Source organism: bacterium (assembly GCA_020444065.1).
Classification (GTDB): domain Bacteria; phylum Sumerlaeota; class Sumerlaeia; order SLMS01; family JAHLLQ01; genus JAHLLQ01.
In genome coordinates, this window is record JAHLLQ010000006.1 from 314,352 (window position 1) to 328,411 (window position 14,060).

Sequence of the window (14,060 nt, forward strand, 5' to 3'; positions counted from 1 at the left end):
CGGGGCCGGGGTCAAGAGCGCCGAAGATCGGGCTCTATCGATGAGATCAGACGCCAGGCGCGCCGCGATAGCCGTCAATCCGCTGGCAGGAATCTTGTTTCCTGGTCTTCCGAGCGCAATGGTGTGTGGTCAGAGTCGCGGGGGGGCAGTTGGTGAGGAATCCCGTCCATCTGCAAGATTCCCTCGTTATCCCTGGTTTCACAGACCAGTCGTGGAAGCTCGACGGTCGCTTTGCCCTCGAAAATCATCTAAGGACATATAACGGCTTTGGGAAAGAAATCGGCACCAGAATCGGCGGATGTTCAGAAGCTATTTCGAATCGGCGTACTCGTCAGCGCCCGCGAGGCCCTCTCGCCTGAGCTCTGGCGTATCTCCGATATCAAGGGACGCATCGCCGAGCTTTCCCCCGTTTCACTCGGAACGACTCATCGTCAGGCGCCCCTGAACGATTTGCGCCGCTACCGCATCAAGACGACCGACCAGGTCTTCCGCGACGAAGACCTCGTCGAGGTGGTCGGGATTCGGAATCCACGCTCGAACGACCTTTACGAATACGAAGTGATGCACGATGGCCAGAAGGTCGTGGTGCGCGAGCACGAGCTGATGGTCCATGTGGGTTCGCGCGCCGTCGATCCGCTGGACCTGATGCGGAATCTGGATGCGGCCCCGGCCGCGATGGCGGATGCGCGCGTCGAGATGCTGGCCTCGTACTTCCGGGCAACGGCCCGCAGCCTCGGCATCGGCGGCTACACCGGTGCGCGAATGCTGCCCATCCCCCACCAGATCAGCGCAGCGCGCTACGCGCTCCTCTTCGGTCGCCCGCGGTTCCTGCTGGCCGACGAAGTAGGTCTCGGCAAGACGGTCGAAGCCGGTCTGATTATCCACACGCTGCAGAAATACTTCCCCAACTGGTACACGGCGATCTTCGTCCCCGAATCGCTGACGGTTCAGTGGGCCTTTGAGATGTACGGCAAATTCGGCAAGACGATCTATCGCCTGAGCGAAGACGATCAGTTCGACGACGGCTGGGAAGACGAGTTCGACGATCCGGGTATGATCCTGTCGCACGCCGAAGCCTCGCGTTACGGCAAACGACGGAAGCCGGAATTGCTGGTCGTCGACGAAGCTCATCAAGTTCTGCGCGACGAGAAGCAATACAAGGCGCTTCTCGAGATGAGTCGCCACGCCCACGCAGTGCTGCTGTTGACGGCGACGCCAACTTCCGACGACGGGCAGAATCTCGTCAAACTCCTTCGCCTCGTCGATCCCCAACACTTCGAGAAGTTCGATCCGAAGAGCCTGATGGCGTTGTTCGAAAAGCAGGGCTCGATCGAGTCTCTGCTGCGTCAGTTACGCGATCCGGCATCCGAGGGCAACGAGTTGGTCGAGAGTTGGAAGTCGCTCGGGATTCCGGATGAAGATCTGGATCGCATGTTCGGAACGCTGCTGGAAGAAAATGAAGAGCACCAGCACGAGCGCTACGAATTGGCATCCGCGCTGACCGATCGATTCTACCCCGGCTCGCGCATTCTGCGCTACCAGCGCAAGTTCCTCGCGATCGACAACGAGATGGCGGAACGCGTTGAGGAGCCGCTCGAGTACAAGGCGACGATGGAAGAGAAAGCGGTGCGCAAGGCAGTGCGGCACTTCCTCGATCTCGTTCGCGACGCAAAGAAGTCCGGAACGTCTGAGTGGCAAGACATCGCCGCGGTTCTTGTGCAGGCCAGCCACAGTTCGCCCCTTGCCGTCGATCAGTGGATTCAGGCCCGACGCGGAGAACTCGAGCCGCAGTCGGGTGTCAGCGCCGACCCGATTCGTCGAAACCTGGCGAAGTTGCAGGACACGGAGCCGTTGGAAGGCGAAGAGGACGCAGTTGCGACGCTCGACAAGGCCAATCAGCGCTGGCAACGCGCATCACGCTCTGTCGACATGAAGGGCAGGGCGTTGGCGCGCATGCCGCGCTACATGGAACTCGTGCAACAGGTGCAAGGATTTGTTGGCGGCGGCGAGCCATCGCGAGTTTTGATCTTTACGAGCTTCGAGTGCAATGTGCGGCCCCTCTACCTGCTGCTCAAAAAGGCACTCGGCGATGATGTTGAAGTCTTCTATCTGAGTGCGGAACTTGAATGGCGCGATCGCGAGAAGAGCGCGTTCGCCTTCCAGGAGCACGACGGACCGTGCGTGTTGGTCTCCGACGATCTGGGTGGCGAGGGACGCAACTTCCAGTTCGCCGATGCGCTGTTCCATTTCGACCTTCCGCTGGCGGCGTGGATCCTGGAACAACGAATCGGTCGCCTCGATCGCGTCGGCCGCGACGAGACGCTCGATGTGGATTCGCAGATCCTGTACGCGATCGATGAGCTCGACCAGGCGATCTACGAGTTCCAGCGCGATGGCGTCAGCGTCTTCAACGATTCGCTCGCGCCGATCGAAGACCTGATCGACAACATCACGCGGCGCATGATCACTGCAATGATTGACGAAGGAACCGACGGGATAGCCGACCTAGTCGATGAAGTGGCCGAGCAAGTCGATGAACGCCGTGAACGCGAAGCCTCCGAACTGATTACGCGTCGCGATCGTGGCGTGGAAGATGTTCGCAAGTTGGTTCCGTTGCTCGACGACACTACCGAGCTCACGGGTCTTCGCCGTGCCTCGGTGAAGTACGCCCGCCTGCTCGGATCGATGGTCGACGAGAGCGGCGATTGCACGACGATCACCGTCGGTGCGCATCACCCGTTGCATGCGATGCCGGGTGTTCTTTCCGAAATGCAGGGACACTTCCAGCGGCACGATGCCGTTCGTCATGAGCGGCGCGAGTTCTTCTCTGCCGGTCACCCATTCGTGCGGGCTCTGGCGCGGGGTGCTCTGGAAGACAGCGGCGATCGCGCAGCATTTATTCTGCGCGGCGGAATCGATCAGTCGATCTTCCACTTCTGGTTCCGCATGCACTTGCCGCCGGAGTTCCTCGAAAGTGTCCGTGCGCTGCCCGAAGACGTTCAACCTTCGCTGCTTTGCGCAGCCGCCGGCAGTTTCGGTACACGCATGTTGCGATTCTCGATGGACATGGAAGGCAATCTTGTCGAGCCGACGGAAGACAACGCAGAGCTCTTCCGCCCGTTCGGCAAAGACGATCTCTCCCTCGACGAAGGCCAGCAAATCTACGAGTACCTTCCGAAAGACTGGGCCGATTGCTGCACCTCGTGCTATGCGAAGGCAGAGGAACTGGCCGCGAAGGCCGCGGAAGACCTGCGGCTCGACCACATCGATGCATTCGAAGACGTGTTGTGCGAGGTGCTCACGCGTCACTTCGGCGTCGACCATCCGCTCGAAGCGCAAATCGACTCCGTGCTGTTTGTGCTCGAGGATCTGGTCGTCGAACTCGACTCCGTGCTGGCGGTCTTCCCGTCAGAAACGACATGACAAACGTTCTACTGATTCACTACGAAGTCCACATCCCCGCCGCCCAATCGTTGAAGGACAAGCGATCGGTCATCAAGAGCCTGACGCATCGACTGCGCACGACATACAACGTGTCGGTTGCCGAAGTCGACTACCAGGACAAGTGGCAACGCGCGACGCTCGCTGTCAGCGCCGTTTCCGCCCAACGCGATCACCTCGAAGAACTCAGCCGTCGCCTCGTCACCGAAATCGAATCGCGCCTCGATCTGGTGATCACCGGAATCGACGAAGAATGGCTGTGAGTTGTCCTGAATTGGCAAGACAGTTCTTCAGGGATCAAATGTCTCCCACTCATCGATGCCGGTCGCGGGGATGATATCGAAGATGTACGCCACACTCTCATATCCCTCGGGACCGTATGCGTAGGGCGCCCCAATTATCGCTCTGTTGCCAGATACGGAAAGGGCTTGGGCGGAGTCGTACGAGCGTCCGCCACCGGAGGGGAGGAGAATTGCCTGTTCCCGCCAGATCCCGCCCGAGCGTTTGAAGATCGAAGCGGAGCCCCCCCATCCATCCCCAACTGCAATAATTTCACCGGAGATCGAAATCGCGGTGCTGTCCGTACACCCGTATTGAATGCCCAGCACGGCCTCCTCGGTCCAGATTCCGGCTGATCGCACCATGACTGAGGCAAGTCCAAGTCCATCGCAGGAGAATGGGCCTTTTCCGACCACCGCCGTATTGCCGGAAACAGAAACGCCGGGAGCGAGTTCCAAAAACTCCTCTTCGTATATGATGGATTTGGCCTCCTGCGCCCAAACACCATTGTCGCGCGCAAAGATGTACGCGCCGACAAATGGTCCACCGGTCCCAACGATAGCAATGTCTTCGGAGATTGAAGTGGAGGCTCCGAAGCGACTCTCAGGGGTCGCTCCCTCGACCATCAGCTTTGCTTCCTCCTTCCAAGTGCCATCCGAGAGTACGAAGATGTACGCAGCACCGGATTGATCCTCGTCATGACTTGGTATGGGCGCCCCAACGATGGCTGTGTTTCCAGAAATCGAAACTGAAAGCCCAAATTCGCTCTCCTGATCGATGTCGGAGGGAACAAGCTTCGCCTGTTCGGTCCAGACATCGCCTGATCGCGAGAAGACATACGCGGCATCGAGGCTCTCCGATCCTATCAGAGCTGTGTCGCCCGAAAGTGAAACGGAGTAGCCAAAACCTCCTCGTTCATCGAGACCCTCCAGCAAAGCCTGCTGCGTCCAGATACCGTTCGGGCCTCGCCCGTAGATGTGAGCGGAACCTGCGAACAGGTACTCCCCGGCGGTGAAGTAGGGGGCTCCGACGATGGCCGTATCGCCGGAGATGGATACAGAATAACCAAATAAGCCACCGGCGGCTAACGTCGCGCCAAGGAACTTGACCTGCTGCGACCATTCGTCGCCGGAACGTCCAAAGACATAGACTGCGCTGTCGTCGGCGCGGGGATCATCTATTCCACTGGCGCCTGCCACAATGGCATCGCCCGATATAGAAACCGCTGTGACAAACCCCTCGGTGCCGTCAGAGGAGGACCTGAGCTTTGCCTGCTCCATCCAATCTCCCTCCGTCTTGCTGAAGACGTAGGCGGATCCGGGTCTAACGTCTCCATCTCGCTCTCCATGTGCTCCCACAACGATCGTTTGATTCGAGATTGACACCGACGTGCCGAATAAGTCGTTCGGCTCGGCATCAGAGGCTGACAGCTTGGCGTACTCTTTCCAATCCGTGCCGGTGCGCACAAATACGTAGGCGGACCCGCAATCCTCGCAATTGTCGCTATCAAGGTTGGCACCGACGACTGCGGTGTCGCCTGAGACTGAGACAGACCATCCGAAGTTGTCATCTGCCTCCTCGTCGGAAGCGGTGAGCTTGGCCTGTTCCGTCCACTCGCCGTCGGATCGGACGAAAACGTATGCGGAATTGGAGCCGCTCCCCCAAACCAGATCCCCGGGTGCTCCGACGATCATCGTATCGCCCGAAATCGAAATCGAGTGACCGAACCGCTCATACCAGAATCCATCTGAAGCACTCAGTCTCGCCGCTTCCGTCCACTCCTCTCCCGAGCGAGTGAACACGCGGACCGAGCCCGAGTTCATGCCATAGTCATCATCGTAGGGAATTCCGACCGCGATTGTATCTCCAGATATGGCAACCGAAGTAGCGAACAAATCATCTGGTCTTAATTCGGGTGCTTCCAAACGTCCTTGCTCTGTCCACTTCCCTTCCTTGCGCACGAAGACACTGGCCTGTCCAGGATTCGCTATCACCGCGGTATCTCCCGAAATCGAAACGGAAGAGCCAAAACCACCTCGGGTGGAAGCGCGAGGCATCTCCAGGTCTGCTTCGAGTTCCCAGACTCCTTGGTCGTCTCTCCGATATACTTTTGCCGATGCACTAAGGGGTGCCCCGGCAATGAAGGTGTCGCCATCGAGCGATACCGAGGCCCCCAATTCTCGAACGGCCGCTCCGAAACCCGGATTCTCAATCTTGGTTTCCGGTGGTTGCGCCAGACGCGAGAACACCTCCACTCGTTCCACATAGATCGAACGTCCAACATCCAGCCATTGACGCGATGGATTCGCGAGCAGGTCGAACGAGCAGAGCAGGTTTTCACCCACGCCAATGTTGGGTGGGAAGAATACTGTGTACTGCTTCGAGTCCCAAAACGTCGGGACAATTGCGGCCGTACCTGTCGCGGCAATGTTCGTGTATTGACTGGCTCGGAATAGCGATTCGTTCAGGCGTAGGCGAAATTCCGGAACCAGCGGCGGATCTTCGATGTCCGTCCCCACGGTGAACACGGCCCAGTACAGGCGGTTGGGTTCGATTGTCGGATTGTTCTCCGGATCGAGCGATGAACCCCAGAAACCGAACTGGAAATCCTCCGCTTCCGAAATACCAATGCCCAACCGTCCATTCGCCGAATCGTATGCGAACGTCGGTTCTGCAAATGCGCCGGGCATCGTAAACGATTCCCAGCCATCTTGACCGTCAATAAAGTCGTAAACGCGTTCGCTGCGCGCTCCGTCCATCAGCGTTTCGGCGAGGGGCTTCACTTCCACGCGATCCAGCATTACCTTCGCGGTGGCCGAGTCCTGCGGATAAAAATTGAGGAGATCGAAGTAGCACTGGAAGACTGAGTCGTTTGCCGAGGGCTGGAAGACCAGCGTGTAATCGCGAGCGTTCGGCGTCGGCGAGTACTTGCCGTCGTAGTGCGATTCGATTGAGAGCACTTCGGATTTGCCGCCAGTGCCGGAGGTCGTCCGCAATCGAATCTGCGGCACGCGCGTCGGCTCCTCCTCATCGGTCATCACGCGGAACGTCGCGGCGAAGACGGTGCTTCCCAACTCCCCAATCAGTTGTTGGGTATCCGTTCGTGTTGCGACAGATCCCGGTGCGACAACTTCGAAACCGGGCGACTGCCAAATGCCGACCTGATTCGTGTTGTCCGTCGCCGTCATGTCCAGCGTGCCCCGACCGGTGAACGTGTTGTCGAATACCGGCGAGGAAAACCCGGGATACCCGAACGGCTCCCAGCCTTCGCGGTTAGCGTAGAAATTAAACTCTGCTGTTTCCTGGGCGTTGGAGTGGTTTGGGGTGGCCAGAACTAGGAAAAGCGCAAGAGCAGCGGCCAAAGGCCGCACCAAGTGATACGTGATTCTCATTGCCAGTGTCTCCCTCAGTGATTCCCCGGCCAAGAAGAATCATGGCAATGGTATTTTACACGGGTCGGGAATTCAAGTGTAGACACGTCTGGCGTGACTAAAAAAGCGAACCGCCCGAGGACGAGGCCTTCGGGCGGTTCGCTTTCACGACGAGCGGGAGAGAATTCAGCTTTCGAGCGCCAGCGATCCAGTTGCGGGCTGTGCCGCGGGGGAAGGTGCCGGAGCGGTGCTCGTGGTCGGCACGAAAGCCGGGGCGCCAGTGCCCCAAGCGGGAGCCGGATAGGCTTCGTTGCCATGCTCGACGATGTCGAGACCGATGAGTTCTTCTTCTTCAGAGACTCGCAGCAGACCAAGCTTGCGGAGGGCGAAGAAGATCGTGAACGCCAGCGGGAACGTCCAGAGGAACGCCGCGCCAACGCCAATAGCCTGCACGCCCAGGCTGACGCCCGGATCGAAGACGCCAACGGCCAGGGTGCCCCAAGCGCCACAGACGCCGTGGACGCTGATCGCGCCGACGGGATCGTCGATCTTGAAGACCTTTTCGATTGTCAGGACGGAAACGACAACGATGACACCGGCAACGGCGCCGATGGCGATGGCTGCCAACGGTGAGACGTTCGCGCAGCCGGCGGTGATGCCGACGAGGCCGGCGAGTGCGCCGTTCAGCGTCATGCCCGTGTCGGGCTTCTTGAACTTGATCCAGCCGGTGATCATGGCGGCGATTGCGCCCGCGCCGGCGGCCAGAGTCGTAGTGGCGCAGATCCAGCCGATCGTGCGGTCGGCGCCGCTGGTGGTGGAGCCTGCGTTGAAGCCATACCAGCCGAACCAAAGGATGAACGTACCGGCTGCTGCGAGCGGCATTGAGTGACCAAGGATCGCCTGCGGCTTGCCCTTGATGAACTTGCCGATGCGCGGGCCAAGCACAATGGCGCCGGCCAGGGCAGCCCAGCCACCGACGCTATGCACGACGGTCGAGCCGGCGAAGTCGGTGAAGCCAAGGCCTTCGAGCCAACCCGCGCCGGCGTCGCCCAGGAGCAGACTGCCCCAGGCCCACTTGCCAAAGATCGGGTAGATGAACAGCGAAATCAGGAAGGAGTAGCACAAGTAGCCAACGAACTTCGTGCGCTCTGCCATTGCACCTGAGACGATCGTACAAGCGGTGCCGGCAAAGACGACCTGGAAGAACCAGAAGGCAACTCCCCAGTCGGCGTCGACACCTTCCGGGAACTTGAGAGCGAACAGCGATGAGCCGACCCATCCGCCCGCAGTGGATGCACCGAACATCAGGCCGAAGCCGACGGCGAAGTACGCGATCGAACCCATGGAGAAGTCCATGATGTTCTTCATCAGGATGTTGCAGGCATTCTTCGCGCGGGTGAATCCAGCTTCGACAAGTGCGAAGCCGGCCTGCATGAAGAACACGAGTGTGGCGGCGAGAAGCATCCACACAAAGGCCAGCGAGAGATTAACATCTTCGAACTGGCTGGTGATTTCGGGAGAGATTGTTGAGGTGGCGCCAACGTCCTGCGCCTGGGCCAGGGACCCCGCGAGGAGGACAAGGGCGGCGAGAATCAGTGGTCGAGCAGGTCCAGGTTTACGCATGGAAGAACCTCTGCTTGAAGGAATGAGTGGTGAATCGCTCATCCCTAGGGCAGGGGACGTGCCCATGGTCAAATCATGACACAAGGTTGCTAAGTTTCGATAACTCAGCTATTCAGATTGAGCTTTAGGAGAGAGGGGATAATCAGCCTGTCGCCGGATTCCCCAACGTGAGCAATTCGGACCAGCCGTGTCCGCGAAGAGCCACTCTCACTGCATCATCTTAAAGCGATAGTCCTCGCCGGGGAATTCCGGGAACGCTGTCTCGCACATTTCCTGCAGTCGCGAGTATATCCGGGCACCGAAACGCTCCTTCAACTCGAACTCGTCCAGGTTGGTTGTAATGATGGTCGCGCGACCGATTTCGTAGCGGCGATTAATGATGAGGTAGAGACGGTCGAGTACCTTCGGATCGATGTGCTCGGCGCCCAGGTCGTCCAGCACGAGGAGATCGACGCCTTCAACCTGTTCGAGAAGTTCACTCTCGCTGAACTCGGCGCTTTGGCTGAAAGAGCCGCGGATGCTGCGCAGCAGATCGCTGACATTCCAGTAGAGGCCGGAGAATCCGCGACGCATCACTTCGATCAGGATTCCGACGGCAACGTGCGTCTTGCCGGCGCCGGTGCTCCCCCGCAGCAAAAGGCCGCGGTCTTCGCCCCTGGTGAATGCCTGGGCATAGCTGCTGGCCGCATTCAGAATCTCGCGGCGATGCTTGTCACCGCGCGGCACCTGAAAGGCCTTGAGCGTCTTGCGCGCGAACCGCTGGGGGATCTGGGCCTGCTCGTAACGAAGTCGGAACGTCTGGGTCCCGAGGATGCCGCAATCGCACCGCTCCGTGCTGCCGTCATCGCCGATGATAATGCCGTAGCCTCCACACTTCGGACATTCGGCATTTTGTGTGGCAGCACTGGGATTGGCTTTCTTCGGCATTGGGGCGGCCTCCGGGAGCATTCGAACGAGGGGCAGGCGACCATAGGGCCGGGCCGATCTCAAGGCCAACTCGGCAACAAACTCCGCTTGTTCCGTTCGGCCGCATGCCTCTTGATGGGGAGCAAGCGCCGAGTTCGCACGAACAGGCATGCGGCGCACTCCATCAACTCTCACACCATCTAAGAATATGTTCAAAGACACTCCCCCGATTCTGGAAGACCTGTACGTCCGCGCAAAAGCCAACCCCAAACGAGTCGTAATGCCCGAGGCCGCCGAAGACGATCGCACCCTGCGCGCCGCGGCTCGCGTGATGGAACGCGGTTGGGCAATTCCCGTTCTGCTCGGCGATCCGAAGCAATTGGACGAGCGCGCCCGCGACTTGAACATCAACCTGCAGCGCGCCATCATCATCCATCCCCAAACCGACGATCGCATCACGGGCCTGGTCGAGCTCTATCAGACCCGCCGCGCCAAGGAGGGCCGGAAGGACGCCGAAGTGCGCGAGCTGATTCTCAGCGATCCGTTGATGTACGGTGCGGGGCTCGTGGCGCGTGGCGAGGCGGACGGCATGACCGCCGGCGCCATCTCCCCCACGGCTTCCGTGATTCGCGCCGGCTTGAAGATGATCGGAACGGCTCCGGGGATCTCCACGGTCTCTTCCATCTTCCTGATGATGCTGCCGGAAGGGTCCGCCTTCGGGCACCAGGGCACGCTGATCTATGCCGATTGCGGCGTGGTTCCCAAGCCCGACTCCGCGCAGTTGGCCGACATTGCCATTTCATCCGCGCGGCTGGGCAAAGCGCTGATCCCGGCGCTCGAGCCGAACGTGGCGATGCTTTCGTTCTCCACAAAGGGCAGCGCTCAGCACGAAGACATCGACAAGGTGGTCGAGGCCACACGCCTAATCAAGGAACGCGAGCCGGATCTGTGCGTGGACGGTGAGTTGCAAGTGGATGCGGCGATCGTTGCATCCGTGGGAACGCGGAAGGCCCCCGATTCGCCTGTGGCCGGCAAGGCCAACATCCTGGTCTTCCCCGACTTGGGCGCCGGAAACATCGCCTACAAGCTGACCCAGCGACTGGCCGGGGCCATCGCCCTTGGACCGCTTCTGCAGGGGTTTGCGAAGCCGATTAACGACCTTTCCCGCGGCGCGACGGCCAACGACGTGGCCGCCGTCACGGCCATCACCGGCGTCGAGGCGCAGACGATGTAAGCCCTTCTGCACAAAGCCCGAAAATCTGGATGCGAGCCCCGATTCCTGCCTGCTGGAATCGGGGCCTTTTTGTGCCCAAAGGGGTCCGGAGGCACTAAAGGCTTTTATTTGGGCTGCAGTCAAAATCCGGAAAACAGCCCCGAAAATCCGTTGACTCGTTGGACCGCTCCGCCGATTCTCTCTGCATTGCAACTCCCTTCTGTAACGCACCGCCCAAGAGAAGAACCTTCAACAAACGCACCACCTGTTGAACCGCTTCAAACGGGCTGAAACAGCGGGAAATCACCTCGAATCGAGTCCCCGATACGCACCATGCACTCGCAGCATAATACTCATGGGAATATCTCGATTCTCGATAAGGAGTTCGTTCCGATGCATCACCGATTCTCTTTCCCCCGAATGATCGCGCTTTGCTGGGCGATGGTTTTGTTGGTTGCGGGATCTGTCCAAGCCGGCGGCTGGATCGATCCGGGCAGCCCGACAGCAGGCGGCACTGCAACGATTCTGTACGATCCGGCGGGTGGACCGCTCCAGGGATCGGGCAATATCAATGTCCACTGGGGCGTCAACGGCTGGAGTAACGTCAGCGACGATGCCATGTCGATTGGGTCGAGCGGGTTCTGGGAATTCCAGATCTCCGTCCCTTCGAACGCGACGGTCATAGACGTTGTCTACAACAACGGCAGCACCTGGGATAACAACAACAACCAGGACTGGCACTTCGCAGTGACCCCGGCGCCGACGCCGACCCCAATTCCGGGTCAGGTAGCGCTCGATCCATCCCCTCCGGTCAGCGGCAGCAACGTCACGGTGACATTCGACCCCGCCAGCGGACCGTTGGCGAATGCTTCGGCGGTCTACATCCACCAGGGCATCAACACCTGGCAGAACGTTGTCACGCCGAACCCGGTGATGAGCTTGAACAACGATGGGTTCTGGGAGATCACGATCGCGGTTCCAGCCGCGGCGACACAGCTTGATATGGTCTTCAATGACGGCGCTTCGATCTGGGATAACAACAGCGGCGCAGACTGGCACTTCAGCGTGGACCCGGGCGTGACTCCGACTCCGAGTCCCTCCCCCACGCCATCGCCTTCGCCTTCTCCGTCCCCCTCGCCCTCGCCGAGCCCGTCTCCGTCCCCGAGTCCGTCTCCGTCGCCTTCGCCGACGCCGACTCCTACTCCTTCGCCCTCTCCGTCCCCCAGCCCCACGCCTTCGCCGAGCCCGACTCCTGGGCCGGGACCGAGCGCGCGCAGCGGCATGGGCGCCAACGTCTATGAGACCGGCACGATGTTCCGCGTCTGGGCGCCGAACGCCAGTTCGGTCAGTGTGGCCGGCGACTTCAACGGCTGGAGCAGTACTGCGAATGCGCTCTACTCCGAAGGCAACGGCAACTGGAGCGTCGATGTGGAAGGCGCCGTGGACGGCGATCACTACAAGTACGTGATCACGAACGGCGAAGACGTTCTGTGGAAAGCCGATCCGTACGCCGAGAAGATGACGAACTCCATCGGCGAATCGATCGTCCAGGACGGATCCTACAATTGGCAGGCCAGCGGCTACGGCACGCCGGCTTTCAACGAGATGGTGATTTATGAAATGCACGTCGGTACGCTGAATGACGAAGTGGGAGGCGCCCCCGGCACCTGGCTGGACTGCGTCGATCGCCTCGACTACCTGGCGGACCTTGGCGTGAACATGCTGGAAGTGATGCCGATCGCGGAATTCGCCGGCGACTTCTCGTGGGGCTACAACCCGGCGCACCTCTTCTCGCCGGAAAGCGCCTACGGCACGCCACAGGACATGAAGTACTTCATCGATGAAGCCCACGATCGCGGCATGGGCGTTGTGATCGACGTGGTCTACAACCACATGGGCCCGAGCGATCTGGCGATCTGGCAGTTCGACGGCTGGAATTCCTGGGGCATGGGCGGCATCTACTTCTACCAGGATTGGCGCGCATCAACGCCGTGGGGCGACACGCGTCCCGACTACGGCCGCGGCGAAGTTCGCTCCTGGCTGCGCAACAACGCGATGTACTGGCTGCAGGACTTCAACGCCGATGGTCTGCGTTGGGATTCGACGGTCAATATCCGCACCCAGAACAATGGCGGCGGCGGCGACATCGGCGACGGCTGGAGTCTGATGCAATGGATCAATGATGACATCAACGCCAACCAGGGCTGGAAGATCTCGATCGCCGAGGACCTTCAGAACAACGAGTACCTCGTCAAGAGCACGGGCGCCGGCGGCGCCGGCTTCGACTCCCAGTGGGATGCCGGCTTCGTTCACCCGATCCGCCACAACATCATCACGGGCAGCGACTATGATCGCGACATGTGGGCTGTGAAGGATGCGATCTGGCACTACTACGATGGAGACGCCTTCAAGCGCGTGATCTACACGGAAAGCCACGACGAAGTGAACAACGGCCGCAGCCGCGTTCCGGAAGAAATCTGGCCGGGCAACGCAGGTAGCTGGTACTCCAAGAAGCGCTCCACTCTCGGCGCCGCGCTGGTCATGACCTCCCCGGGCATCCCGATGATCTTCATGGGCCAGGAAATCCTGGAGGACGGCTACTGGCACGACCAGGATCCGATCGACTGGACCAAGGAAACCACCTACGGCGGCATCCATGACATGTACCGCGACCTGATCCGCCTGCGTCGCAACTGGTACAACACGACGAAGGGTCTGACGGGTAACGGAACGAACGTCTACCACGTCAATAACAGCGGCAAGGTTGTGGCCTTCCACCGTTACTACAACGGCGGTCCTGGCGACGATGTGGTCGTGGTCGCGAACTTCAGCGAAAACAGCTACAGCAACTACACGATCGGAATGCCCGCCGGTGGCGAGTGGCAGGTTCGCTTCAACAGCGATTGGAGCGGTTACTCGGCCGACTTCGGCGACTTCCTCTATCCGAGCACGACGGCCTGGTCCGGCAGTGCGGATGGCCTCGGCTACCATGCCAACGTCGGCATCCCGCCGTACTCGGTTGTGATCCTCTCGCAGTAATCCCTGCGAAAGACTTCATGGGGGCAATACCGACGGAGCCGGCTCGCAAGGGCCGGCTCCGCTGGTTTTAGGGAACTTGGCTGAGAAGAACCGGCAGGGCCGGCGCCGATTTTTGCGATTCGCTGTTGCCTACGCCCGGCCTTTTCGTCCAAGGTCGGGCATTCAGTATGACCGTGGAGGTCGGGCTG

7 protein-coding genes are annotated in these 14,060 nt (G+C 60.0%); 4 read left to right on the forward strand and 3 right to left on the reverse strand.

Features of this window, described 5'->3' with window-relative positions; genetic code table 11:
* Positions 1-267 precede the first annotated feature (267 nt).
* Positions 268-3,423 (forward strand): hypothetical protein, encoded by a 3,156-nt coding sequence (locus KQI84_15485; GenBank protein ID MCB2156277.1) that lies wholly within the window; start codon positions 268-270, stop codon positions 3,421-3,423.
* Entirely contained in the window at positions 3,420-3,704 is a 285-nt protein-coding gene (locus KQI84_15490) for a DUF503 domain-containing protein (GenBank protein MCB2156278.1), read from the forward strand. The genes KQI84_15485 and KQI84_15490 overlap by 4 nt, the downstream gene beginning before the upstream one ends.
* A gap of 27 nt (positions 3,705-3,731) precedes the next feature.
* On the opposite strand, the gene KQI84_15495 is transcribed toward KQI84_15490, so the two are convergent.
* The 3 genes from KQI84_15495 to KQI84_15505 all read right to left on the reverse strand — a co-directional run bounded on the left by KQI84_15495 (position 3,732) and on the right by KQI84_15505 (position 9,641).
* Positions 3,732-7,112, reverse strand: coding sequence for an FG-GAP repeat protein (locus KQI84_15495; protein ID MCB2156279.1), 3,381 nt, complete (start codon positions 7,110-7,112; stop codon positions 3,732-3,734).
* A 165-nt stretch (positions 7,113-7,277) separates the two neighbouring features.
* The gene (locus KQI84_15500; protein ID MCB2156280.1) at positions 7,278-8,714 is read right to left on the reverse strand and encodes an ammonium transporter; all 1,437 of its coding nucleotides are present in this window, start codon (positions 8,712-8,714) and stop codon (positions 7,278-7,280) included.
* Positions 8,715-8,921: 207 nt separating this feature from the next.
* A complete protein-coding gene (locus tag KQI84_15505) occupies positions 8,922-9,641 on the reverse strand; it encodes an ATP-binding protein (GenBank protein ID MCB2156281.1) in 720 nt (239 codons plus the stop codon).
* A 187-nt stretch (positions 9,642-9,828) separates the two neighbouring features.
* Between KQI84_15505 and pta the strand changes: the two genes are divergently transcribed.
* A complete protein-coding gene (pta, locus tag KQI84_15510) occupies positions 9,829-10,854 on the forward strand; it encodes a phosphate acetyltransferase (protein MCB2156282.1) in 1,026 nt (341 codons plus the stop codon).
* Positions 10,855-11,226: 372 nt separating this feature from the next.
* Complete coding sequence (locus KQI84_15515) at positions 11,227-13,872, forward strand: alpha amylase C-terminal domain-containing protein (protein ID MCB2156283.1); 2,646 nt, start codon at positions 11,227-11,229, stop codon at positions 13,870-13,872.
* The last annotated feature ends 188 nt before the right edge of the window (positions 13,873-14,060 follow it).